The following is a 22,815-nucleotide window of genomic DNA, read 5'->3' as shown; positions in this document are numbered from 1 at the left end:
TTTGTATAGCTATGGAAGAAGTTAAAGGATCTAATTTTAATAACATTATTAAGAAAATTATCAAAAAATCACTGTTTACTGAACGACAAATTGAAATTATTTTAAATCAGAAGAACATTCTAGAATCTAACTTTACAATTAGTAGAGGCGCCTATTACAGGCAAGTTGGGCAATCTAGAGAGAAATTAATTGGATTATTTTACTCAATTATCCTTTTTCGTGGTTTAGGCATACTTTTGCCTGATGATATTGATGTGATTACTAAACTATCAGAGCAGATTAGTGTGATAAATGAGAGTGATATTTTTCCTGAAAGAGAAGATGAAGTGATATCTGTGATTGATAGGCTCATTCGTCAGGCATGTAATATGTGATGTGTGTGATAAGTAAAGTTAGATTCGAATCATAATCATTGTGATAGTGTATGTGAGATTGTTAATCTAAAGTGTGAAATTTTGTTGTTCAATCACGATAAATCACGATTCAGGCGTTAATGTTGTGATGTTAGTTGAAATTCCTGATCCTGAAGTGATTTTAGGTGTGATTTTGGCATTCTTAGTAGGATTAGGTGGGTTGTATTTTTATTTTAAAATCCGTCCGTTTATCAAAACAAAGACAGAGTTAACTGATGTATCACAGGCTGAACGATTAGAATATTACGAAAGACAGTTAATTGATATGAAAATACGCCTAGATGCCTTAGAAATACAAGGAATTGAACAAAAACCAGAGGATCAGAATGTTGAATTAAAGGAATTTTTAGAAAAATTAACCCAGAAAAATAATGAAGAGAAGACTGTTGAGAAGGTACCAACAGTTCAACCAACTGTTGAAAAAGAAATTTCCACGCCTAAAACCCCTAGTTCAGACTACACAAACCCTGTAGATTTTGTGTTGCATCAAATCACAACCAAACCTATGACATCACGTGATATACAAATCACATTAAAGAAGAGTAGAGAACATACTTCTAGGTTAATGAAGAAGTTATTTGATGATGGTTATGTGCAACGAAATACTGAAAGTAAACCCTACACTTATTCAATTACAGATAAAGGTAAATCCAAAATTGGAAAAGTTGAAGTAAATCCAACAGTAGTTTAATTTTTTTTAGAGAGAAAATATAATTTTTTATGACCAATTTAAGGAAAATCTACCTATTTTTATAATTAATTATAAATTATATAATTTAATAAATTATATATATTATTAATTTATAGTAATATTATGTCTGTTCAAGATAATGAAGTTTTGGTAAAGATCACCTCTGCAGGTACAATATCTATTCCTAAGCAGTTTAGAAAATTTATGGACATTCAAAAAGGGGAATATGTCAAGATGATTCTTGGTAAAGATAGATTAATTGTAAGAAAAGTCATTATTTCTTGATCTTTTATTGTTGTTTTTGAGGGATTTTAATGGTCTGATAAGTCCATTCTCTACCCGTTCTGGTCCTATCAACCCTACCTTTTGAAGAAAATCTTGACAGATAAGTGGAGATAATACTTAGTTTAATTGGCTCATTAAATTCATCTTCAAATTTTTCAAGAATATTGGTTGAGGTAAACTTGCCCATTGGGAAGAATTTATCTACAATATACCAAATTTTGGAGCCAACAGAATCCATGTTTGTTGCTTCTTGCTCTTCTTCAATATTCATCAAATCCATCATTTCAAAAATTTTTAAGACTTTGTCTCTAGTTACGTTTCCCTCTAATTTGATATCATAACGAGCCCCATCGGAGTCTTCCATATCAATTCTAATCCGTTTTTTAGCCATCTTTGAGATCTAAATGATCAGATGTTAACAGTTCAATTGATCCGAAAATATTTGTTAACTAAGTGGTTTGTTAACATTGACTGCCTAGCCCACGCCTGGGCCAATTTTTGTTATTAACAAAAGGTGGTAAAAACTCACATAATATTAAGAATATTTCATGCCTGGAGTGGAAATAAGGGGGTTGGGATTAAGATATTAACAATGTTAACGTCTTTCTTAACGCCTGGAATGGAAATAAAGGGGTCAAAAAGGGTTTTTTTAGGGATTTCTTAACTAATACTTAACAAAACTGTTAACTAAACATCTTTTCAGGCTAAACCCACACACCAATATTTCCACTCTATCTTTTTTAATTTATTTTTTTTAAAAGGAAATCTAAAACTAACTAAAAATAATTAATTACAAACTAAACTAGAGTAACTATTCTATTCTATACTCTCTTTATTTAGATATGAATATGATTAGTTTGAGAGGAAACAAGGGTGTGTGAGTATGTCTGATCCAATTGATAGATTACTTGATGCTGCTGAATCTGGAAAATCAATTATTAAAAACAGGGACATTCTTCATTTTACCTATATTCCAAACACTATCCAACACAGAAACACAGAACAAGAACAGGTTACACAATCCCTACTACCCATTCTAAAACAATCAAGACCATCAAATCTTCTTGTTTATGGTAAGCCAGGAACTGGAAAAACTTTAGTTGTCAAAAAAGTATTATCAAAAATCCAAGAACGTGTAAAAAAATCAAATTTCCCAATAAAATTAGTATATTCAAATTCTAAAGAGGAAACAACCCTCTATGGGTTATTGGTAAGTCTTGGAAGGCAACTAGATTTGGATGAAAAAGAACTTCCATCAACTGGACTCGCTATTAGTGAGGTGTTCAAAAGGCTCCTAAACAAAATCGATGAGAAAAGACTTAACGCAATCTTTGTCATAGATGAGATTGATTATCTGGCACAACTAGTCTCAAAAACAGGCAAAGATATTCTATATCAACTCACAAGGGCCAATGAACGATTAAAGACAGGCTCACTTACTCTTGTTGGAATTTCAAACGACCTTACGTTTAAAGAAAAATTAGATCCTAGGGTAATTAGCAGCCTTGGGGAAGAAGAGGTAGTATTTACAAACTATAATGTTGAACAAATCAAAAAAATTCTTGAAGAAAGGATTTCAGAAGCCTTTATTGAAAATTCAGTAGAGGATCCAGCACTGAATCTCTGTGCTGCTCTTGCTGGAGGAGAACATGGAGATGCCAGAAGAGCAATTGACCTAATTCGAGTCGCAGGAGAAATTGCTGAACGCGAACCATCAGAAAAAGTAACAATTGACCATGTCAGAGAAGCCTCACTAAAAATTGAAGAAAATAAAGAAGAAACATCACTCAAATCATATCCCCTTCATGAAAAACTCGTAATTTTGGCAATAATGAAGGCCAACGGTTCTTCTACTGGTGAAATCTACTCATTATACAAAAGTCTCTGTAAAACAGTTGGCCGTGATGAACTAACCCAGAGGAGAATTACACAAATGCTTAGTGAAATAGAACTTTCTGGAATAATTAATGGAAGATTAGTCCACCAAGGTATTCATGGTAGGACAAAAAAATACAAACTTACTATATCATCTGAAACTATTAAAAAAACATTCAAAGACGATCTAACTTTGCAGGATATTGTCTAGATTAGAATTATAATTTTCATGAAATACTTGAAAGGTTTTCAAATTTACTAAAATTGCAATACCTGGATTTGGGGTCATTCCAACACTTGCCTGAAAAGGAGTTTGTTTTTGCCAAGAACCAGAATTCACCAATAATACCCCCTTATACATATCCAATTCAGCCCGGTGCACATGACCTACATGGAAGATATCAGGAACGTCTTCAATTACTAAAAGATCTTCCATTTCAGGAGCTATTGGAGTTTGACTACCATAAATTGGACTTAGATGTCGTGCTTTTAGTAGATGTTTCATCACATTAGTTGGTTTATCGTAACTAAGACCAGGTGTAGTTTTTACAATATCATCTATACTTTGACCATGAAACATCATTACTTTGACACCATTTAATGAAACCACTGCAGGATTTCCAACCATAATCACATTTTCTCTTTCCCATAAACCTGAGTTGTATTTTTTAGGGATTGCAGGTTGTGGAAGAGCTCTTCTTCCAGGATCATGATTTCCAGGCATAATTATGATTTTTACATTTTTTGGAATCTTATCAATCAAATTTTCTACTTTAAACAATTGCTCTTCTATGGTTTGGCAGGTAAGCTCTTTGTTCTGATTAGGGTATATTCCAACTCCATCTACTACATCTCCACCAATTAACACAAAACGAATCTTTCGTGCTACCGGATCTGGACTTGATATCCATGAAACAAACTGAGAAAATTCTTCTTCCATGAAATACTTACTTCCAATATGTAGATCCGACAAAAATACAGCATACGCCTCTGTTTCTGATTTAGTCTTTGCCATATCAGGAATATCTGGAAGAATCAAGTCCTTAATGATGAATCCTGAATTTTTACCCAAACTTACTCTAGCCATTACAAATTGGTCTGTTAACAAAGTTCCAGCTGTTTTTTGTAATTCTTCATCAAATACTATCCCTTCAAATGAGCCTGATGGATCTTCTAGAATTAATTTTGTAATGTTTCTCTCTGAACTTCTTAGGGTTACAAGACCACACACATACATATCATCATCAGACTTTGCAGTTTTTACTGAAGCCATTGATTTGAGCATCCTTGATTCAGGCCTATCAGAGACTATTCTTTTTAGCTTGTTAAATCGACTAGAAAATAAGGCATTATACCCCTTTACTCCCTCACCTGTAGTAATTTTTCCACTTGGTTCAGATATTATCTCAACATTATTTTGAATTGTCGAATCTTCTTTAATTCCTAGATATGTTTCTAAATCATTCTGGTTTATTTGAAATAACTTCTGCCTAGTTTTTTCCTTAACAATTTCCTTAATTATTTTCTCTAATTTTTTAACATCAACATTTTCTAAAATTTTAAAGGCATCTGGATGAATTTGAAACCCTTTGTTTAAAGCATAGTTTAATGCAAAAGTAAGCTCTTTTTTCATATCCAAAAATATTATAGCATTTAATTAAATCTGCGCTTAACTACCAACCCTCAAATAATGTTCAATTAGAAATAAAATGTGGATAAAAAAAGGATAATCACATTTTTTATTTTTCTAGGAATTTTTACCGGCGCTTACCAAATTGGTTCACTTTCTACAATAAATCAGGAAGAAGCAGAAGCATTCATGAAAGAATTTGAAGATCTAGTTCTAGATATTGATGCATTTGGAATATTTACACATAATATAACAATTGCATTACCCATGTTTATTCCAGGGTTTGGTGTTGTCTGGGGAATATTTTCAGCATGGTCTACTGGATATGCTTTTGCTTCAATTGCTACTACTGCACCAATCTTGGCAAACATTCCACCTCTTTCCATTCTATTCTTATCCCCATTTGGATTGATGGAATTAACAGCATATTCTATGGGAATATCACGAAGTTTTATTTTGATTAGAGCAATTTCCAAAAAACTCCCATTAACACAATTTATCAAACCAACTATTATAGAAATTGCAATTGTGATTGCATTACTTTTAGCTGGTGGTTATTTGGAATTTTATATGATAGAAATGGCCCAAGATGAAGGACTGTTGTTGCCTAAACTCTAATCTTTAGTTTCCAGCGTATTTGCCTAAACAGTCTAAAAAAATTTAGTAGTAAATTATAAACCAAATTAAAGTACACTAATGTAGTGTATACAGCAATTACAATTTTAGCAGTTTTAGTTATTTCTTCAGGATATTTTATTAATGAATCATTTGCTGAAGTTTTACCAAATAACGCATTTCTTCTAGAAGGTTCTGGTTTTGCAGTTACTGAGAATTTTATCAAAATTTCAGAAATTGATCTTGGAATATCTTCTCAACTCAAAAGTGGAAGTTCAATTAATTTTGTAACAGAAGATGGTTTTATTACATTGGATGATGATGAATTACTGATTTCCGAATTAGAAGGCAAATTTCTACGTGAAGGACGATACATTAGATTAAATGGGAATGTTGAAAGCCAAAATGGAGTTGATACTACAATCAGTTTCTTTGGAAGATTAGTTGAGGAAAGCAAAGAAGGAATAATTTATGGATTTTCAGGTAGAATTACTACACCTACCGAATCTTACAAAATTATTTACACTGCAAAACTATCTTCTTTAATTAAAATAAAATCTACACCTACATCATCTGAAGAAACTTCAGATCTAACTATTCATATTCTTAAAGGAGCAGCATCAAAAGGCACTTCTAATACTTACATTGGAATAGGTTCAGCTCAAACATCATCCTCACAAAATATTTCTTCACCTCTTAGACTAGGATACTTTTCTCATGACAGAATTTCAGTTGAACCTGGTTCCACAATAAAAATAATTAATGATGATTCAGTTTCTCATAAAATAATTAGTGGAACTGAAAATTATAATGATCGTCACAATCCATTTACTCCAGATGGAAGAATTTCTACAGATACGATTGAACCTGGAAAATCAGTCAATATTACCTTTAATGATGCAGGTTTCTATAGACTGTATGATCCTGACTATAATTGGATGAAAATAGTTGCTTATGTATTCCCAAATACTGATAGTATAATTCTAGGCAAAGGAAATAACTTGGGAAACTAATTTTCCCACTGCCATCTGTAATTCATATATGAATCAAGACTAGTTTGATTAAAGACCATTACAGACAAATCTGAAAATTCTTTGTCTTCTAAATCTTTTACAGTTCCCACAAAACTTGTTTCATTTTCAGTAGTAATTGCTTCAAAAACATGAACCTTGATTTTTTCTGTTTCAAATTGATGATTGCGTAGGTATTTTGCTATTTCAGATGGCATGAAATGTTTGTCTGGTTGTTTTGGCCATGGTCTTGGTACTAAAACTACACTAAATCCATCAATTAGTGCTTTTTGTAATTCTAATTTTTTATCTTCAATTGGCGTAGTCACGTGCATTGTAATAACTTTAGATTTATCCAAAGGAACCCGTGCCTTTGAAGCTGCAACTTGTATAGAACTAATCCCTGGAATAATCTCTACCTCACCAAAAATTTCTATTAATCTGTCTACAACTTCTGATTCTGAAAAATTTACATCTCCTGTAAATGGAATTACTAATTTTCTATCTCCTAATTTTGGTAAAATTTTTTGATATGACTCTTCTTGATCATTCATTGTAACCTCATAAACTTCCTTACTAGTAATTAGATGTTCAATTGTCTTTAGAGTATACTTGTATCCAATTACAATATCACAATTCTCAATGATCTCTTTTACTATTTCAGTAACATATTTTGGTGAACCTGGACCAACACCTACTGCATAAATTTTTCCCAATTTTACTTTGTAAATCTCTGTCTGTCTTTAATATATTGCACAAAGGGTTTCCAATCCACTTTCATGTATTTTGTAGGCTCCTTTGCAGGATATTTTACCCAATCTTGGGCAATTGAAAATTGAAATTTCTCCTGTTTTCCATCTTTCTCATATTCTAAAAGAAGACTAGTTCCCCAATCTTTTTCCTGAAAATCTATACTGGAAATTTCATCAAATGCTAAAACTGTATTTCGTTTATCTTCTACATCATTTCTTAATTCGTCCTCATCATATCCATCATGTCTAATCATCGTGTTCTTTGATTTGATGAAATTAACGACTTGTCTTTGAGTTATTGCTTTCCACCAATTCATCTTGGCTTCAGTTTTATGGATAAACATCAAATGTTTATCTGTTAAAACCAACATCCCTTCCTTTCCCCCAATTGAAAAGAATTTTTTTGATTCTCTCCATACTGAAACCAAATGTGCCTGAATTTTTTCATCAGGGTCCATATCGGTGATTTACTAGGCTTTGTTAAAAACTAATACAATTGGCTTTTATGTAAGCAGATTTGAAAAAAAATATTGAAGATTATATTATTAGTAATGATATTTTCAATATTTTTTACTAGTTTAGGATCTCAAGCATTTGCACAAAGTGACGATAAAGTAGCAGTTTTAGAAACAAATCTTGGAACAATTGTAATAGAGTTCTTTCCAGAAGATGCACCAAAACATGTTGAAAATTTTATCAGCTTAACAGAATCTGGATTTTATGATGGAACACTTTTTCATAGAATTATTCCAAACTTTATGATTCAAGGTGGAGATCCAAATACAATCAATGGAGATCCAAATACTTGGGGAATTGGTGGCCCTACTGAAAATGTTAATGCAGAATTTAATTCTATTAAACACAATAGAGGGATTGTTTCAATGGCAAGATCTGCTGATCCAAACAGTGCAGGTTCACAGTTTTTCATAGTTCATCAAAATTCTAACTTTCTAGATGGACAGTATACTGTTTTTGGTAGGATTATTACTCAAGAAAGTTTTGAAACTCTGGACAAAATTGCATCAGTTGAAACTAATGACAGAGATGCACCAATAGATATTGAAAAAGTAAGAATTACAAAAACCTCAATTATGAATCGCTCTAATATCCCAAACGTTTTAGAATTATCTGAACCTGAACGTACTAATTCTGAACCCACTCCATCTACTGGAAGCCAAAAATTTGAAAGCACTCAACATGAAATCTCATTTAGCATTCCTGAGGGATGGTTATTACAAGAACCTGATAAAACACAAGAAAATTCTCCTGATGTAGTTGCTGTTGGACCAAAGACTGGAGAAATTAACCCTGTAATCTCACTAACTGTTCAAGATACTAATCAAAGAACACTAGATGAATTAATTGCTGAAAAACAAAAAACTATCAAACCCGTTATTGATTCAGGCAAATTGAATATTATCTCACAGGAAAAAATTACCATTGATGGAAAGGAAGCTTATTCAATTGATGCTATAGGGATCTTTTCATCAGGTGATCAATCCTTTAATGTTAAATTTAAAGAAATAATGGTTTATGGAAATGAAAAATTTTACACATTAGCATATAGTAATGGAGTAAATGAGTTTGACTCACAACTTCCTAGATTTGATGAAACTATAGATTCATTTGAAATACTATCTGATGAATCTACTAATCTTAAATCTTCACAGGAAGGAGGTGGGTGTTTAATTGCTACTGCAACATTTGGTTCTGAATTAGCCCCTCAAGTTCAACAATTAAGGGAACTTCGAGATAATACTATTTTATCAACGGAATCAGGAACCGCATTTATGAGCGGATTTAATCAACTGTACTACTCATTTTCACCTACAATAGCAGATCTGGAAAGAGAAATTCCTGTTTTTAAAGAAATTGTTAAACTCTCAATTACGCCAATGCTATCAACACTATCAATTCTAAATTATGCAGATATTAATTCTGAACATGAAATGATTTCATTTGGAATTGGAATCATTCTAATGAATGTTGGAATGTATTTTGTAGCTCCTGCAATCATTATTTATAAAATTAGAAAATAATCTTTAAATTGAATTTTTTACCAAACGTCATCTACTTCATCTAATTCTTTGTATTCCTTCTCAGTTTCACGTTTCATCAGTTTTAATCTAGATATGTCTCTATCAAAAAACAAATCAATCGTCCAATCAAGAAAAACTCTTATTTTTTTATCCAAAGTTGAAATTTTCGAAAGATAGACATTTCTCCAGATTAACCAAGCCCAAAAACCAGAGATATTCATACCTAAAAATGTGGCAATACCAGATCTCTTTCCAATAATTGCCATCTGACCTTTAGAATGATATTCAAATTTCTCCTTCTCAGAATTTGTTATCAGTGCTTTCAAATTTTTAGCTGCAATCTTTGCTTGGGCTTCTGCAATTTGTGCAGTTGGAGGAAATGGTCGTTTTGTTTCAGGATCTAAAAATAATGCACAATCACCTATTGCAAAAACTCCTGAAAATTCTGGAACCTCAAGATAATCATTTATGATTATTTTTCCTTTGTCTGTTTTGAACATTGATCTTTTAATTGTATTAACTGGAGTAACACCTGCAGTCCAAATCAAAGTTTTAGTTCTTAGTACATCTATTTTTGAATCATCAGTAGCATCATTTGGGGTTTCATCTAATGATTTTATTGTGACTTCATTGCCATCAAAACTAGTTACTGCGGTTTTTAGTCTAATGTCGATTCCTCTCTCTATCATCTTTTCTTTAGCAAAATCTGCTAACTTTTGATTAAATCCTGGTAAGATTAATGGCAATGCCTCTAAAACAATGACTTTAAGATCTTCTTTGAGAATTGTAGGATAATGTTTTCTTGCATCCAAAAGTAGATCCATTAACTCACCAGCAGTTTCAATTCCTGCAAACCCACCACCTACTACAACAAAATTCAAAAAACTTTTTCTTAGGATTGGATTTGTCTCATTTTCGGCCTGCTCAAGCATATCTATTACTCGGTTTCTAAGCATTACTGCATCATTGAGAGTCTTCATTGTATAGGCATTTTTTTCAACATCTGCCATTCCAAAGAAATTTGTTTCACTTCCAAGTGCAACTATTAAAAAATCATAGTGAATTGAAATGCCTCTTTTATCTCCAGTTCCCCAAAGATTAACTAATTTTCCATATGGATCAATGTTTTTTATTCGACCTTCATAAAATTTTGTCTTTTGACAAATTGTTCTAATAGGTAAAACTATGTGCCTCGTTTCTATCATTCCAGATGCCACTTGAGGAAGCATAGGTGTAAATAACAAAAAATTGTCTTCACTAACCATTACTAATTCTAATTCTGAATTATTTCCAAAATAGGATTCTAACTGCCTTGCACATTCAACACCTGCAAAACCTCCTCCTAAAATTACAATTTTTTTCTTATTTCTAGCCAATGACGCCCTTCCCACAAACAGGGAGAATATATGCTATAAGAATAACATTCAAAAAATTCACTGGAACAATTAGGCTCTCATAATCTCAGAATGTAATACATCATAAGCCCTTGATGAATCCTTTTCATTTAGAATTATTATTATACTATCTTGACTGAAAAAGGCATTTACCAATTCAATGCCATTTGCATGTAATACCTCTGCTACATAAGAAACTACATCAGATTGATTTTGAGTAGGTGGTATTGAAATTCTAATTTTTGCTAGACCTGTACTAAACAAATTCTCATTATCTGAAAGACTACTAAAAATCTCCCTTACACCTTCCATATCTTCAGTTAGAAATCTAAAGGAATCAGACATTCTAAAAAATTCATAATTATTTGTAATCTTGGAGAATTTATCTAAAATCGCTATAGGATCAATTTGATTTGAATCCTTTATTGAAAATTTAACATCCATTATTCCATCTGTTAGTGCTAATCTAGCATTCTTTAGAATTGATTCTTCCTTAATCTCCTCTTTTGATTCAAATGAGTCAGCATATCGTTTGATTGCAACTACTACAGTATTGAGATTTACGGGATTTCCCAGAATTCTTTCAATCTCTGGTTGTATTTTTACTGCAAGAGCAGTATAATTTATCAAATCCATCTTCATACAATCATAAATCGAGCGATTTCTAGTAATGATCTCCCTGACTACCTCAGGAACTGACATGCTTGATATTCGCATTAAGATTATTATAATATGTCAGTTATAATAGGATTGTGTAAGATATTGACAATTTAACAATAAACTTTATATTATGTCATATACATTACATAACATAGGTGAATATGACAATGTTCTTTGATAGCGAATTTGATAGAATCTTCAAGAGAATGTCAAACTCTTTTTTTGACATAGATGACATTTTTGAAGAATTTGGAAAAACTGGTAATGCAACTGGACCAATCTATTATGGTTATACAATGACTGTAGGACCTGATGGAAAACCTGTTGTAAGGGAATATGGTAATGCCAAACCCGGTCTACTTCCATCATCTGATGAAAGACAACCATTAGTTGATACTATTGTAGATGAAAAAGAGAAAGTTGTAAAACTAATAGCTGAGATGCCAGGAGTAGAAAAAACTGACGTAAAAATTGTTGTAGAGAACAAAATTGTAGATCTCTCTGCAGTTCACGATGACAAAAAATACCATGTAAAAGTTCCTCTGAAATACAAAGTTGATGAAAACTCTGCAAAGGCTACTTACAAGAATGGAATTTTACAACTTGTCTTCAAGTTAATTGAAGAGGAAAAACCTAAAGGCAAAACGGTGGAGGTTGAATAAACCCCCATTAATTTTTGAGGTAAAAATATGAGTGAAATTATTTTAAAAATAGCAGAAATTCCACAACAGCATGTAGGAAGAGGCAGAGCAATAGTTGATCCAAAAATTATTGAGGATCAAAACTGGAGTACTGGCCAAATTTTAGAATTAACATTTAACAAAAAAACACATGTTAAACTATGGCCCGGAAATCCTGAAGAATATGGCTCTGGAATCATCAAAATAGATGGAATAACAAGACAAAATATTGGTGCAGGGATTGATGATAAAATTTCCTTAAAATCAGTAGAAGCTGCTCAAGCTGAACAAATTGTTTTGTCTCCAACTGAAAAAATTGCAACAGAAGGATTGCAAGATTATATGATCTATAATTATCTTAATCATGTATTTACTACAGGAGATTCAGTATCTCTGAAAACTCAGATGGGAGGAAGAGTTCAATTTGTTGTTACAAGTACCAAACCATCAAAACCAGTAATTGTTACAGAAAAAACAGAATTCAAACTTGGAGCAATGACAAAGGCAATTGATGCATCTGTTCCAAGAATTACTTATGATGAACTTGGTGGTCTAAAAAATGAAGTTCAGAAAATTCGAGAGATGGTTGAGCTTCCAATGAGACACCCTGAATTATTTGAGAAAATTGGTGTAGAAGCTCCAAAAGGAGTCCTCCTTTATGGTCCTCCAGGTACAGGAAAGACACTTCTTGCCAAAGCGGTAGCTGGTGAAACAAATGCTCACTTTATCTCATTGAGTGGCCCTGAAATTATGGGTAAATATTATGGAGAAAGTGAAGAAAGAATTCGAGAAATATTTAATCAAGCTGAAGAAAACGCACCAAGCATAATATTCATTGATGAGATTGACTCCATTGCTCCAAAAAGAGATGAAGTATCAGGAGAAGTAGAGAAAAGAATTGTATCTCAATTATTAACATTAATGGATGGGATGAAATCAAGGGGAAAGGTAGTAGTAATTGCAGCTACAAATAGACCCGATTCAATTGATCCTGCATTAAGAAGACCAGGAAGATTTGACAGAGAGATTGAGATTGGAATACCTGATGAGGAAGGAAGGTTTGACATTCTTTCAATTCATACACGTGGAATGCCAATTGACGAGAAAGTAGATCTTAAGAAAATCTCCAAGACTACTCATGGTTTTGTTGGGGCCGATTTAGAAGTATTGTCAAAAGAGGCTGCAATGAGATCTCTTCGCAGAATTTTACCCGAGATTGATCTTAATGAAGATAAAATTTCTTCAGAAATTCTTCAAAAAATCCAGATTACCAGCGATGATTTCAAAGAAGCACTAAAAGAAGTACGACCCAGTGCATTAAGAGAAGTCCAAGTACAAATCCCAAACGTTAGTTGGGATGATGTTGGTGGTCTTGAAGAACTTAAAGAAGAATTACGTGAAGCGGTAGAATGGCCAATGAAATACAAAGAAGCATATGAATATGTTAATGTAGAAACACCAAAAGGAATCTTACTTCATGGTCCACCTGGAACTGGTAAAACCCTAATTGCAAAAGCTCTTGCAAAGATGACTGAATCAAACTTTATCAGTATTAAAGGTCCTGAACTTCTTTCAAAGTGGGTTGGTGAATCTGAAAAAGGAGTTAGAGAAATATTTAGAAAAGCACGACAGGCAGCACCATGTATTATTTTCTTAGATGAACTTGATGCCCTAGTCCCTAGAAGAGGTAGTAGTGATTCAGGTTCTCATGTAACTGAAAATGTGGTGTCTCAAATTCTAACTGAAATTGATGGATTAGAAGAACTAAACAATGTATTGATAATTGGTGCTACAAACCGATTAGATATTGTTGATGAAGCATTGCTAAGACCAGGAAGATTTGATAGAATCATTGAGGTTCCAAATCCTGACGAAAGAGGAAGGAAACACATCTTTGAAATTCACACCAAAAAGAAGCCATTGGATAGCAATGTTGAGATTGAAAAATTGGTAGAATTAACTGATGGTTTTAGTGGAGCAGAAATTGCCTCAGTTACAAACAGAGCAGCAACTGAAGCACTAAAGAGATATGTAAATTCAAAGACTGGAAACATCAAATCCATTAAGATTACCCAACAAGATCTTATAGATTCAATTGAAAAGGTTAAACCTAGAAAAAAAGAATCTCCGCCCATCACTTCATAAAATAGTCTAAATACTAAGGAAATTTAGGTTAATTTATGAAACTCTATCTTGATTTTGAACCATGCAAGGAGTGTAATACTATGATGGCAGAACTAAGTAGTCCAGAGATGCTTTTTGCTGATGAAAAGAAAAGAGCAGATGAGTCTGCAAAATTTCTTAGACATCTAACATACAATCACAACGAAGTCGTTCAAGCTGTAATGGAAGATCTTCCAAAACAAAAACGAGACCAAGAGCCTGACTTTTACAAGTAAAACCTCTTTTATTCTTAGAAGTTAGTAATCATATTCATATACAAAATTGTTCTACTATTTTTGATACAATTAAATGAAAAACTATCAACTTTTTGGATTATTTGTTATGCTTTTCTTAATTACTAATTTAGAATTCTCATATGCATTTGAAACAGAACAAGAACCAGAACCACCAAAAATACCCGAACCTTCCCCTGGACCTGATCCTATCAAAAAACAAGAACCAGAACCAGTTCCAGATCCATTCCCTGGAGAATCTGAATCTGAAAAAATACAAAGATTAACTGAAGAGAATAACAAATTAAAAAAACAAAATACAAATCTCCAAGATCAAATCACTACTCTTCAAAATGAAAAATCAAGACTAAATGAAGAAATTTTGGAACTCAATGATATGATTGATAATCTCAAAGAGATTACTATGGAACAAATCAAAGTAATATTGGATTTACTAAATCAACTAAAGAATGTCATTTTTGATAAAAATTATTCTCCTGCAATAGAATTGTAGGCTTTTTTGGAAATTTTCTAGTCTAGAAGCTTTAATGTTTTTTTAATCATTACAGCTCTGTTTCTAATTGTAACATCACTTACTCCAGATTCTACTGCAAATTTCTTTTGGCTAATATTCTTACCATTTAAGATACATGCAATATACAATGATGCAGCTGCTTGGGCAACTGGATGTTTTCCAGCAGTGATTTGCTCTTTTTCACATCTAATTAAAATATCATATGCATCTCTCTTGATTTTTTCATCCAAATTCATGTTGTTTGAAATTTTTGAGATAAATGATGTTGTATCATATTGATTAAGGCTTAATCCCAGTTTTTTGATAATTGTTCTCAGATCTCTTGATAGTACTCCTCTTTCAATATTACCCGCACTAGCAATATCATCTAATGTTCTTGGAATGTTATTTTCTCTACATGCTGCATATAATGAAGCTGATACCAATGATGCCATAGTTCTCCCTCTGGTTAGTTTTGCACTAACTGTTTTTCTGTAAATATATGCTGCATTTTCTACTACGCTATCAGGAACCCCCAACTTTGTCTTCATCGCATGAAGTAAAGTAAAGGCCTTGCTAAGAGTAGCCGTTTTTCTTGATTTACTTCTTTGATCCCATGTACGTAATCTATTGAATTCATATTTTGTTTTACTAGTTAATGCCTTTCCTGAGGAATCTTTGTTATCTCCAATTACTGTTGATAATCCTTTATCAAACATTGTAAGTGATGTAGCAGGACCAGTTCTTGTTAGTTTCATAAAGTCTTCTTGACTGTAACCATTGTTTTCATATGAAGAGTCAGGCATGTTTTGCACTAGGATAAGACCGCAACCCCCACAAACAATTTCTCCTCTTTCAGAATCTGTTATTGCAGGGTAGGTTTTGCAAGCGTCTAGTTTACACTTGACATCATAATCATTTGAATAATGTTCTACCACAGTTAGCTCTTAATGGTGATTATAAAATAAAAATAATTTGGTTCAGGTAATTTTGGATTCAAAACTTGACTTTAGATACTAAAACTTCCTCGAATTCTTTTACAAACAAAATTCTTATCACAAATACAATATACTTTGTATTAAATGTTAAAAATTAAAAATTTCTTTTAAAGAATTTTACTTCTTTATTGATTCTAAAGAATGACCACGATTAGTAATCATTTGAGTAACTGCTTCAACAGTATAATCAATTCCGTGTTCTTCTTCAAAATGATCTCTTAATTTCTCTATTAGGCCTAGAGTTTTTTCTTCATCTAAAATGTATTCGCACTCAAAACCATAATCTTCACATCTTAATTTGAGGGTCATTTAGTCTGAAAAAAATGCTGAGGCTATAAAAACCATGGACCTGTAATTCTATTTTAAAAAATAGGCATAAAATCTATCAATTTGTCCCAAATAGAACTAATAATGTTTGATAATCTAAATTGGATAGATGAAAGGATTGGAATTTGTTTTTTTAGCTGCCGGTTCTGTACTTGGTGCTTTTCTGAGATACAAAGTAATTGAATCCCCCCTGCTTTTCAATACATTACCACTAAATGTATTGATAGTCAATGTACTTGGAGCCTTTATTCTAGGAGTATTCATCATATTGTCTGCACAATGGAGTCTTGATAGTAGGTACTCTCTTTTTGCTGCAATAGGATTTTGTGGATCCCTTACAACAATGTCTTCTTTTGCACTTGATTCTACAAATCTTCTTGAGACTAATCACTATGGAGCGCTTGTAATCAATATTGTTGCAAATATTGGATTATCAATTGCTGCATTAATAGGAGGAAAATCCTTAATGAGTGCTATCATTAATAATTAATTAGAAATGGTTTATTCATATCAAGTAGTAAAGTTTCAATCAATTTCTTTTGTACAAGGAACACACTGGTCACAATCAGTGAGTGATAAAGGCGTACTCTACAAATCACTAAAAGATCCATTCTCAAAATTAATTATCCAATCTTCAAATGGCTCAAAAAAATTATTTCACATTCCAAAAGACAGAACTGTAATAGTACTTAATGATACTGTTCACTTTCTTGGCGAATTAGCTTAAGGTTATGTGAAAAATTGATCTACTTGATCTCTATACTTTAATGCAATTTTTCCAAACTCTGAAAATTCCTCTGCAGTTGGATATTTCATTCTCATTGTATATTGATTGATGAAAATAGATAATGCACTACCCATAATTAGATTGTAAACACCATCAGCTACATTTTTTGAGTATGGAAATGCTACTTTGATAAATGGAAGATATGTCTCAGTTTGAGAAATCATCAATTTGATATGTTTTTCAACAAATTCTTGTATTTCTTCTGGAATTGCCATATCATTACTTGTAGTATTTTCTTATAAATAAAACATTGTTCCTAGGCATGAATTATTATTTTCAAATTTGATTTTCATCATTTGATTTTATTAAAAATAATCTCCAAATCAAATTATGGCAACAAAAAAATCTTCTAAATTAAAATCTGTCAGCACACCATCTCTTTACTCAGGATGGTTTGATATTGATAGATCAATTGAAAATCTTAGAAAAGAAATGGAAAAAGCATTTTCAAGTTTTCCAGCATCTTTGCCAAAAATTAATCACACATCTTGTGATGTAATAGATGAAGGAAATCAATTTAGGGTAAAACTTGATGTTCCAGGAATCAAGAAAAACGAAATAAAATTAGATGTCACTGAAAATTCTTTACATATTTCAGGCCAACACAAAGAAGAATCAGAAGAGAAAAAGAAAAACTATCTAAGAAAAGAGAGAAATCAGATATCTTATCATAGAACCCTACCTCTTTCAGAAAAAATAACCACATTAAAAGTAAAGGCAAAGCTTACTGATGGAGTTTTAGAAATAATATTGCCAAAATCAAAACCAACAAAAATTCAACAAAAGAAATCTATCTCTATACAATAATCTCTCTTTTCTGTTCTATTTGAGATAGGTACTTTTCTTTTCCTTTTCTACTTCTAGGAAGACATCTTAACTGTCGTTTGCAACAAGGACAAGCAATTCCAGGATATTCTACAAAAATCTCACAATAATTACATCGTTTTTGGCCAGCTGCATATCTTCCCATCTCAGATGGCTTGAGGGCTTTGAATTTCTTACATTTCCCAATACAATAAGTCATCAAACTATACAGATTCTATCCAAAGATAAAATCTTTGATTGCACTGCACTCACTTTTAGTGCATAAAAATAAAATTAAATTTATATCGCAAATCTATGAGATTCTTGTGCTTGAGTTAGACAGAAAAGTTTTTGGAAAAATTACTACCAAAGAAATCATTGGTGCACAACCACCTGCAATTCCAGACACTATGAATATTTTTGAGAAAGAACTTGAGATTTTATTATTGAATTTAGAATCTCAACCAAAGGAAAATCTTGAAAAACTCTTAGAGAATCAAAATTCTGCTAAACAACATGTAAACAGTAGACCTGGAGCAATGGCTTTGGCTCAAAATAAAATTCAGATATTCAATGAGTTTAATGAAAAATACCTAGATGCAATAAAATCACGACTAGAATCTTAGAGTTTTTTCTTTTTTGAACGTTTTTTACTTGATTTTTGATTCTTTCTAATTAATAGAGAAATGATTGTCCCTGCAGGAATTCCAATTATAGTTCCTAAACTAACATATGGTGCAATAAAAAAATCACCTATCCAAATTCCACCATCAGTTGTTAATTCCATAAATGTTCTAGGTCTTAGAATTACTGAAACAGTTTGAGAGTCCTGTTTTTCTTCTCCAACATCGTCTGTATAGATTACAATAATTTCAAATGGTAATTTGTATTCAGTATTTACTTCCTCAGTTGGCGTAATGATTCGTGACGTAATTCCAACTGGAGTGTTTTTTTGAATTTTTGAGAATGTATGTAATGTCTCTCCTCTAAATTCTATGTCTTTAGGTGGGATTATCTTTATGTTAACATTTGTAATATCAATATCTTCAGATACTAATTCAACTTCAATAGGAAATTCTGCATTTGCAAAAATTGATTCAGGCATTTTTGTATAAATTCTTACATTAGCATCTTCTTTTACCGTAATTGGAATTGCTATGTCATGAAAAATAGAATCTTGCGGTGTTTCATTATTTGCAACAAGTATATGAGAATATTTTAAATTAAGAAAATGAATTCCAGGCTTTGAATCACTAGGAATTTTCAAATCAATAATTCCACCATAAGATCCTCCCTGTGCAAGTTTCTCAATGATTATTCTATCTGATTTTCCAACATCGAGTGTATTACCATCATTTGAAAACACAAATAAAATATCTCGTTTTTCTTCCCATCCGTTATTTTTAACTAGAATTGATATGACTCCCTCTCTTCCGATTACCATTTCATCAGGGTAGGAAATTTCAATATCCATTCCTCCCTCATAATTTTGTGTAATTTTACCTGCATATGCATTTGGCAGTAATATTGCCAATCCAATCAACATCAAAATTAACCAAAAAAACCTCATACTTTTCATCATAATTACAAAATTCTGCCTATTCTGTCTTATTATCAGGCATAAATTGAGCCTAAAACGAAAGAAAAAAAGTTGATGATTCATAAATACCAAACTACTGAGTACCCTAGAATCGTATATGGTTAGCAAAACAAAAGAGATGTGCCCTAGATGTGCACAAGGTAAGCTTGTCACTGATAATGAATCAGGTGAGATGTTCTGCTCTAAGTGTGGATTTGTAATTACTGAAAAACTACAAGAGTCAGGACCTGAATGGAGATCCTTTACACAAGACGAACATGGAGATAGAGCAAGAGCAGGTGCTCCAACATCACTTACTATGCATGATATGGGTCTTGCAACTATAATTAATCCAGTAAACAAGGATGCATCTGGTAGACCACTTACTGCATCAATGAAGAGTACTATTGAGCGATTAAGAACTTGGGATAGTAGAAGCCAAGTCCATGAGCCAGTTGATAGAAACTTTAGACAAGCATTTAGTGAATTAAACAGATTAAAAGACAAACTAGCAATCTCTGATTCAGTAATTGAAAAGGCAGCTTACATTTACAGAAAAGCCCTTGAGAAGGGATTGGTTAGAGGCCGCTCAATTTCTGCATTGATGGCATCTGCACTTTATGCTGCATGTCGTGACACTGAGACTCCAAGAAATCTAAAAGATGTAGAACAAGCAGCCAACATTAAACGAAAAGATATTGCAAGATGTTACAGATTACTAGTCAAAGAACTAGACTTGAAGATGCCAGTAACTGATTCTATTCAATGTGTTGCAAGAATTGCAAGCAGAATAGGAATACTGGAGAAAACAAAAAGATATGCAGTAAAGGTTCTAAAAATGGCTCAAGAAAATGAGGTTTCAGCTGGAAAAGATCCAATGGGATTAGCAGCTGCCGCATTATATTTGTCATGTGTGAAAAACGGTGAGGATAAAACTCAGCGAGATATTGCTGAAGCTGCAAATGTTACTGAAGTTACAATCAGAAATAGATACAAAGGTCTCAAAGAATCCCTAGAACTATAATTAAGTCATTTTTTGAAAAAGAATCAGAAATTATCTTAGGACAGGCACAAAATTATCTAAAATTGCCTAGTTCTGTATGTTGAAAAAAATCAAACTTATGCACATGCATAAGTAGATATTTTATCATTTAATTCAAAACTAGTTTCATCTAATGTCCAACTCAATCCCTGAATATCCTCCCAGGTAAGATGTTGAAAAGATGAGTTTTCTTTTTTTGAGATTGATTGAATTTCTTCCATACAATCAATAAAGATAAATTTGCATATAAGGCCCGCGTAGAAATTATAAGTCGTTCATCTACTTGGAATCTTCTGGAGGTTTTTTGATAAATCCTCCCTCAAATGATTCTGGTGGCGGAATCTTTTTTGATTTTGCTAAACCAATTGTGGTAATAACGACTGATGATAATATAATAAAGAATACCATCTGAGGATAGGCCTCTGCATTTTGCAGACCTAATGTAATTGGATAAGTTGCAAGTACTGCCGCAGCCAACCCTCTTGGAATCATGGTGTTTGTAACTGCTTTATCCAATTTGGAGAATCTTTTAGTCAAAGTTACCTTGCAAACAATTGTTCTACCATAGTAGATAGCTACTGTAATTAAAATTCCAAATACTAGATATTCTATCTGACCAAAGCTTGCCATTAATCCAACAAATACAAAGAAAAATGATCTGACCAAAAATGTAAGCTGGTTGTGAGTAGGATCATCTAAATCAATTTTTGGAAGTTTGAATTTTAGAATGGGTGATAGATGTTTCTTGTTTCCTAGCATTAATCCAAATACCAATGCTGTCAATGCACCTGATTCTCCAAATGAATTTGCCAAAAAGAATAGAACAAACAACACTCCAAGTGTAAGCATGTATGCGTGTTGGGCATTTCCAAGCTTTGTTGATACATACATCCAAGGAATTCCTACTCCAAATCCTAAAACCAATCCCACAACTATTGCCCTGCCTAACGTCTCTTGTAATGTCTGCAAATCAAAATGTCCAGCTAAGACAGCTTCAAACAAAATAAATGCAATAATTGTGGCTAGAATATCTGTTAGTGCTGATTCAAAACTAAGAATTGATTTTGCCTCTTCTGAGATTTTTATATTCCTCACTAATCCAAAAACAATTGCAGAACTACTTCCACCTACAATTGATCCTAACAATATACTCTCTAACCATAGCCATCCTAATGCAAAATGTGCCGCAAGTGTAATCATCGCTACAGATAAAATAAAACCAAGAATTGCTAGTGTTACTGAGAAATGAGCTGTTTTGACTACATGTTTAATATCTAAATTTAACCCACCATCAAACATGATGATAATCAAAGCTAGTGCAGCAAAGTATGGAACTACCTGAATTACTGCTTCTGGTTGAATTAATCCAAATACTGGCCCAATAATTACTCCAAGAATCATTAAAAATGCTACATCTGGAATTCCAGTTTTTTTAAAGAAAGCTTCTCCTGCAACTCCCAGAAAAATTACTACACCTGCAGCCAATAAAATTACATGAGCTGAAGCAATTGGTCCATCATGAATAGATAGTGCACTAATTGAACTCTGCAACTCTACAAATTTATCTAAAATCATAGTATGATCAAAATCTGATATGGGTAAGATTCCGTCAATTTGTCCCCTAATCAAACCAAGCACTGAAAAAATTATTGGATTCATCTTTAACTGAATCTTGATATTTGAAGTTGTAAATTAAATCAGATTTGTTTAATTATTTTACTCTCATTAGTAGATTTTTAGATACACATTAAATCAAGTCTACAAATACATCTTTTAGTTGAGTGCAACTGATACTTTACGAGAAGATCATAAACAGATTAAACGATTAGATCAAGTTATCATTAAATGCTATACTGAACTATATGCAGGAAAAGATATTCCTCTTGATGACATTGATAAAATCACATTAGTTATAGAAGAATTCTTAGATTCTATTCATTATTCTAGAGAAGAAGATTCATATTTTCCTTGTGTTGCTAGCTATGATCATCTAAAACAAGAGATTCGAGGATTGTTAATTGAACACGAATTCTCTAGAAGAATTGCACTACAAATAAAGCGATATCTCAAATTATGGAAAGAAGGACAGGATTCAAGGGAGGCTGTTGCAAGATATCTGAAAACATACTCTGTTTATCTTATGGATCACATGTCAAAAGAGGAAAACTTTTTTGATAAAGCTGAATCTGAAATAATTTCTAAAGAAGAAGAATTTGAAATGTATGAGCAATTCAAGTCAGTTATGACCATATCAAAAAAAATGGAAGATATGATTAAAGAGATTGAAGATTTGGAAAATAAATCTTGGTGTAAAAATTAGCGTA

General features: G+C 32.3%; 30 protein-coding genes. 17 read left to right on the top strand and 13 right to left on the bottom strand.

Features of this window, described 5'->3' with window-relative positions:
- The first annotated feature begins 11 nt into the window (after positions 1-11).
- The 3 genes from K5790_RS08580 to K5790_RS08570 all read left to right on the top strand — a co-directional run bounded on the left by K5790_RS08580 (position 12) and on the right by K5790_RS08570 (position 1,389).
- Entirely contained in the window at positions 12-374 is a 363-nt protein-coding gene (locus K5790_RS08580) for a hypothetical protein (protein WP_297594186.1), read from the top strand.
- A gap of 127 nt (positions 375-501) precedes the next feature.
- A complete protein-coding gene (locus K5790_RS08575) occupies positions 502-1,104 on the top strand; it encodes a winged helix DNA-binding protein (protein ID WP_297594539.1) in 603 nt (200 codons plus the stop codon).
- 123 nt (positions 1,105-1,227) lie between these two features.
- Positions 1,228-1,389, top strand: a complete 162-nt coding sequence (locus K5790_RS08570; RefSeq protein ID WP_297594185.1) for an AbrB/MazE/SpoVT family DNA-binding domain-containing protein — start codon at positions 1,228-1,230, stop codon at positions 1,387-1,389.
- Positions 1,390-1,393: 4 nt separating this feature from the next.
- Here K5790_RS08570 and K5790_RS08565 read toward each other — a convergent pair whose 3' ends face one another.
- Positions 1,394-1,780 (bottom strand): hypothetical protein, encoded by a 387-nt coding sequence (locus K5790_RS08565; RefSeq protein ID WP_297594184.1) that lies wholly within the window; start codon positions 1,778-1,780, stop codon positions 1,394-1,396.
- Between the two features lie 492 nt (positions 1,781-2,272).
- Here K5790_RS08565 and K5790_RS08560 point away from each other — a divergent pair, with 492 nt between their 5' ends.
- Positions 2,273-3,475: an AAA family ATPase gene (locus tag K5790_RS08560; RefSeq protein ID WP_297594183.1), complete on the top strand. Its 1,203-nt coding sequence runs from the start codon at positions 2,273-2,275 to the stop codon at positions 3,473-3,475.
- Here K5790_RS08560 and K5790_RS08555 read toward each other — a convergent pair.
- Positions 3,452-4,897: a DNA-directed DNA polymerase II small subunit gene (locus K5790_RS08555; protein WP_297594182.1), complete on the bottom strand. Its 1,446-nt coding sequence runs from the start codon at positions 4,895-4,897 to the stop codon at positions 3,452-3,454. The two genes, K5790_RS08560 and K5790_RS08555, sit on opposite strands and share 24 nt — an antisense overlap.
- A 78-nt stretch (positions 4,898-4,975) precedes the next feature.
- Between K5790_RS08555 and K5790_RS08550 the strand changes: the two genes are divergently transcribed.
- Together K5790_RS08550 and K5790_RS08545 are read left to right on the top strand one after the other, a co-directional pair.
- A complete protein-coding gene (locus K5790_RS08550; RefSeq protein ID WP_297594180.1) occupies positions 4,976-5,512 on the top strand; it encodes a stage II sporulation protein M in 537 nt (178 codons plus the stop codon).
- 83 nt (positions 5,513-5,595) lie between these two features.
- Positions 5,596-6,522 carry a hypothetical protein gene (locus K5790_RS08545; protein ID WP_297594178.1) on the top strand — a complete coding sequence of 309 codons (927 nt, stop codon included), beginning with the start codon at positions 5,596-5,598 and terminating at the stop codon, positions 6,520-6,522.
- On the opposite strand, the gene cbiE is transcribed toward K5790_RS08545, so the two are convergent.
- Entirely contained in the window at positions 6,519-7,235 is a 717-nt protein-coding gene (cbiE, locus tag K5790_RS08540) for a precorrin-6y C5,15-methyltransferase (decarboxylating) subunit CbiE (protein WP_297594176.1), read from the bottom strand. The genes K5790_RS08545 and cbiE overlap by 4 nt on opposite strands.
- A gap of 2 nt (positions 7,236-7,237) precedes the next feature.
- Complete coding sequence (locus K5790_RS08535; protein WP_297594174.1) at positions 7,238-7,729, bottom strand: hypothetical protein; 492 nt, start codon at positions 7,727-7,729, stop codon at positions 7,238-7,240.
- 93 nt (positions 7,730-7,822) lie between these two features.
- Here K5790_RS08535 and K5790_RS08530 point away from each other — a divergent pair, with 93 nt between their 5' ends.
- Complete coding sequence (locus K5790_RS08530; protein WP_297594537.1) at positions 7,823-9,310, top strand: peptidylprolyl isomerase; 1,488 nt, start codon at positions 7,823-7,825, stop codon at positions 9,308-9,310.
- A gap of 17 nt (positions 9,311-9,327) precedes the next feature.
- On the opposite strand, the gene K5790_RS08525 is transcribed toward K5790_RS08530, so the two are convergent.
- Together K5790_RS08525 and K5790_RS08520 are read right to left on the bottom strand one after the other, a co-directional pair.
- Positions 9,328-10,686 carry an NAD(P)/FAD-dependent oxidoreductase gene (locus K5790_RS08525; RefSeq protein WP_297594172.1) on the bottom strand — a complete coding sequence of 453 codons (1,359 nt, stop codon included), beginning with the start codon at positions 10,684-10,686 and terminating at the stop codon, positions 9,328-9,330.
- Positions 10,687-10,755: 69 nt separating this feature from the next.
- Positions 10,756-11,406: an ACT domain-containing protein gene (locus K5790_RS08520; RefSeq protein ID WP_297594171.1), complete on the bottom strand. Its 651-nt coding sequence runs from the start codon at positions 11,404-11,406 to the stop codon at positions 10,756-10,758.
- 119 nt (positions 11,407-11,525) lie between these two features.
- Between K5790_RS08520 and hsp20 the strand changes: the two genes are divergently transcribed.
- The 4 genes from hsp20 (at position 11,526) to K5790_RS08500 (ending at position 14,954) form a co-directional block, all read left to right on the top strand.
- Complete coding sequence (gene hsp20, locus K5790_RS08515; RefSeq protein WP_297594170.1) at positions 11,526-12,026, top strand: archaeal heat shock protein Hsp20; 501 nt, start codon at positions 11,526-11,528, stop codon at positions 12,024-12,026.
- Positions 12,027-12,053: 27 nt separating this feature from the next.
- Positions 12,054-14,189: a CDC48 family AAA ATPase gene (locus K5790_RS08510; RefSeq protein ID WP_297594169.1), complete on the top strand. Its 2,136-nt coding sequence runs from the start codon at positions 12,054-12,056 to the stop codon at positions 14,187-14,189.
- A gap of 35 nt (positions 14,190-14,224) precedes the next feature.
- On the top strand, positions 14,225-14,443 hold the full coding sequence (locus K5790_RS08505; protein ID WP_297594168.1) for a hypothetical protein: 219 nt from the start codon (positions 14,225-14,227) through the stop codon (positions 14,441-14,443).
- Between the two features lie 73 nt (positions 14,444-14,516).
- Positions 14,517-14,954 (top strand): hypothetical protein, encoded by a 438-nt coding sequence (locus K5790_RS08500; RefSeq protein WP_297594166.1) that lies wholly within the window; start codon positions 14,517-14,519, stop codon positions 14,952-14,954.
- Positions 14,955-14,971: 17 nt separating this feature from the next.
- On the opposite strand, the gene K5790_RS08495 is transcribed toward K5790_RS08500, so the two are convergent.
- Positions 14,972-15,892, bottom strand: coding sequence for a transcription initiation factor TFIIIB (locus K5790_RS08495; RefSeq protein ID WP_297594164.1), 921 nt, complete (start codon positions 15,890-15,892; stop codon positions 14,972-14,974).
- Between the two features lie 177 nt (positions 15,893-16,069).
- Positions 16,070-16,261, bottom strand: a complete 192-nt coding sequence (locus tag K5790_RS08490) for a DUF1059 domain-containing protein (protein ID WP_297594163.1) — start codon at positions 16,259-16,261, stop codon at positions 16,070-16,072.
- Between the two features lie 127 nt (positions 16,262-16,388).
- On the opposite strand from K5790_RS08490, the gene K5790_RS08485 reads away from it, so the two are divergent.
- Positions 16,389-16,769 (top strand): CrcB family protein, encoded by a 381-nt coding sequence (locus tag K5790_RS08485; protein ID WP_297594161.1) that lies wholly within the window; start codon positions 16,389-16,391, stop codon positions 16,767-16,769.
- Between the two features lie 6 nt (positions 16,770-16,775).
- Entirely contained in the window at positions 16,776-17,006 is a 231-nt protein-coding gene (locus K5790_RS08480) for a hypothetical protein (RefSeq protein ID WP_297594159.1), read from the top strand.
- Positions 17,007-17,008: 2 nt separating this feature from the next.
- Here the strand turns inward: K5790_RS08480 and K5790_RS08475 are convergent, their stop codons facing one another.
- On the bottom strand, positions 17,009-17,281 hold the full coding sequence (locus K5790_RS08475) for a hypothetical protein (protein WP_297594157.1): 273 nt from the start codon (positions 17,279-17,281) through the stop codon (positions 17,009-17,011).
- 115 nt (positions 17,282-17,396) lie between these two features.
- Between K5790_RS08475 and K5790_RS08470 the strand changes: the two genes are divergently transcribed.
- Positions 17,397-17,873 (top strand): Hsp20/alpha crystallin family protein, encoded by a 477-nt coding sequence (locus tag K5790_RS08470; protein WP_297594155.1) that lies wholly within the window; start codon positions 17,397-17,399, stop codon positions 17,871-17,873.
- On the opposite strand, the gene K5790_RS08465 is transcribed toward K5790_RS08470, so the two are convergent.
- Positions 17,863-18,090, bottom strand: a complete 228-nt coding sequence (locus tag K5790_RS08465) for a hypothetical protein (RefSeq protein ID WP_297594153.1) — start codon at positions 18,088-18,090, stop codon at positions 17,863-17,865. The two genes, K5790_RS08470 and K5790_RS08465, sit on opposite strands and share 11 nt — an antisense overlap.
- Before the next feature lie 106 nt (positions 18,091-18,196).
- On the opposite strand from K5790_RS08465, the gene K5790_RS08460 reads away from it, so the two are divergent.
- A complete protein-coding gene (locus K5790_RS08460; RefSeq protein WP_297594151.1) occupies positions 18,197-18,496 on the top strand; it encodes a hypothetical protein in 300 nt (99 codons plus the stop codon).
- Here K5790_RS08460 and K5790_RS08455 read toward each other — a convergent pair.
- Complete coding sequence (locus tag K5790_RS08455; RefSeq protein ID WP_297594149.1) at positions 18,493-19,440, bottom strand: hypothetical protein; 948 nt, start codon at positions 19,438-19,440, stop codon at positions 18,493-18,495. The genes K5790_RS08460 and K5790_RS08455 overlap by 4 nt on opposite strands.
- Positions 19,441-19,567: 127 nt before the next feature.
- Between K5790_RS08455 and K5790_RS08450 the strand changes: the two genes are divergently transcribed.
- Positions 19,568-20,473, top strand: a complete 906-nt coding sequence (locus K5790_RS08450) for a TFIIB-type zinc ribbon-containing protein (protein WP_297594147.1) — start codon at positions 19,568-19,570, stop codon at positions 20,471-20,473.
- A 95-nt stretch (positions 20,474-20,568) separates the two neighbouring features.
- Here the strand turns inward: K5790_RS08450 and K5790_RS08445 are convergent, their stop codons facing one another.
- Positions 20,569-20,712, bottom strand: coding sequence for a hypothetical protein (locus K5790_RS08445; protein WP_297594145.1), 144 nt, complete (start codon positions 20,710-20,712; stop codon positions 20,569-20,571).
- Positions 20,713-20,770: 58 nt separating this feature from the next.
- Positions 20,771-22,150: a cation:proton antiporter gene (locus tag K5790_RS08440; protein ID WP_297594144.1), complete on the bottom strand. Its 1,380-nt coding sequence runs from the start codon at positions 22,148-22,150 to the stop codon at positions 20,771-20,773.
- A 118-nt stretch (positions 22,151-22,268) separates the two neighbouring features.
- Here K5790_RS08440 and K5790_RS08435 point away from each other — a divergent pair, with 118 nt between their 5' ends.
- On the top strand, positions 22,269-22,811 hold the full coding sequence (locus K5790_RS08435; protein ID WP_297594143.1) for a hemerythrin domain-containing protein: 543 nt from the start codon (positions 22,269-22,271) through the stop codon (positions 22,809-22,811).
- The last annotated feature ends 4 nt before the right edge of the window (positions 22,812-22,815 follow it).

It is taken from the genome of Nitrosopumilus sp. (assembly GCF_025698945.1).
GTDB lineage: Archaea > Thermoproteota > Nitrososphaeria > Nitrososphaerales > Nitrosopumilaceae > Nitrosopumilus.
The sequence above is the reverse complement of the archived record's forward strand: the minus strand, read 5'-3'. Positions and strand labels throughout refer to the sequence as shown.

Excerpts from the sequence above, each read along its gene's own strand:
- K5790_RS08520 (WP_297594171.1), bottom strand. The coding sequence starts at position 11,406 with ATGTCAGTTCCTGAGGTAGTCAGGGAGATCATTACTAGAAATCGCTCG.
- K5790_RS08575 (WP_297594539.1), top strand. The coding sequence starts at position 502 with ATGTTAGTTGAAATTCCTGATCCTGAAGTGATTTTAGGTGTGATTTTG.
- K5790_RS08440 (WP_297594144.1), bottom strand. The coding sequence starts at position 22,150 with ATGAATCCAATAATTTTTTCAGTGCTTGGTTTGATTAGGGGACAAATT.
- K5790_RS08565 (WP_297594184.1), bottom strand. The coding sequence starts at position 1,780 with ATGGCTAAAAAACGGATTAGAATTGATATGGAAGACTCCGATGGGGCT.
- K5790_RS08560 (WP_297594183.1), top strand. The coding sequence starts at position 2,273 with ATGTCTGATCCAATTGATAGATTACTTGATGCTGCTGAATCTGGAAAA.
- K5790_RS08570 (WP_297594185.1), top strand. The coding sequence starts at position 1,228 with ATGTCTGTTCAAGATAATGAAGTTTTGGTAAAGATCACCTCTGCAGGT.
- K5790_RS08535 (WP_297594174.1), bottom strand. The coding sequence starts at position 7,729 with ATGGACCCTGATGAAAAAATTCAGGCACATTTGGTTTCAGTATGGAGA.
- K5790_RS08485 (WP_297594161.1), top strand. The coding sequence starts at position 16,389 with ATGAAAGGATTGGAATTTGTTTTTTTAGCTGCCGGTTCTGTACTTGGT.
- K5790_RS08530 (WP_297594537.1), top strand. The coding sequence starts at position 7,823 with ATGATATTTTCAATATTTTTTACTAGTTTAGGATCTCAAGCATTTGCA.
- K5790_RS08500 (WP_297594166.1), top strand. The coding sequence starts at position 14,517 with ATGAAAAACTATCAACTTTTTGGATTATTTGTTATGCTTTTCTTAATT.
- K5790_RS08455 (WP_297594149.1), bottom strand. The coding sequence starts at position 19,440 with ATGAGGTTTTTTTGGTTAATTTTGATGTTGATTGGATTGGCAATATTA.
- K5790_RS08480 (WP_297594159.1), top strand. The coding sequence starts at position 16,776 with ATGGTTTATTCATATCAAGTAGTAAAGTTTCAATCAATTTCTTTTGTA.
- K5790_RS08475 (WP_297594157.1), bottom strand. The coding sequence starts at position 17,281 with ATGGCAATTCCAGAAGAAATACAAGAATTTGTTGAAAAACATATCAAA.
- K5790_RS08465 (WP_297594153.1), bottom strand. The coding sequence starts at position 18,090 with ATGACTTATTGTATTGGGAAATGTAAGAAATTCAAAGCCCTCAAGCCA.
- K5790_RS08510 (WP_297594169.1), top strand. The coding sequence starts at position 12,054 with ATGAGTGAAATTATTTTAAAAATAGCAGAAATTCCACAACAGCATGTA.
- hsp20 (WP_297594170.1), top strand. The coding sequence starts at position 11,526 with ATGACAATGTTCTTTGATAGCGAATTTGATAGAATCTTCAAGAGAATG.
- K5790_RS08580 (WP_297594186.1), top strand. The coding sequence starts at position 12 with ATGGAAGAAGTTAAAGGATCTAATTTTAATAACATTATTAAGAAAATT.
- K5790_RS08470 (WP_297594155.1), top strand. The coding sequence starts at position 17,397 with ATGGCAACAAAAAAATCTTCTAAATTAAAATCTGTCAGCACACCATCT.
- K5790_RS08505 (WP_297594168.1), top strand. The coding sequence starts at position 14,225 with ATGAAACTCTATCTTGATTTTGAACCATGCAAGGAGTGTAATACTATG.
- K5790_RS08490 (WP_297594163.1), bottom strand. The coding sequence starts at position 16,261 with ATGACCCTCAAATTAAGATGTGAAGATTATGGTTTTGAGTGCGAATAC.
- K5790_RS08555 (WP_297594182.1), bottom strand. The coding sequence starts at position 4,897 with ATGAAAAAAGAGCTTACTTTTGCATTAAACTATGCTTTAAACAAAGGG.
- K5790_RS08445 (WP_297594145.1), bottom strand. The coding sequence starts at position 20,712 with ATGGAAGAAATTCAATCAATCTCAAAAAAAGAAAACTCATCTTTTCAA.
- K5790_RS08450 (WP_297594147.1), top strand. The coding sequence starts at position 19,568 with ATGGTTAGCAAAACAAAAGAGATGTGCCCTAGATGTGCACAAGGTAAG.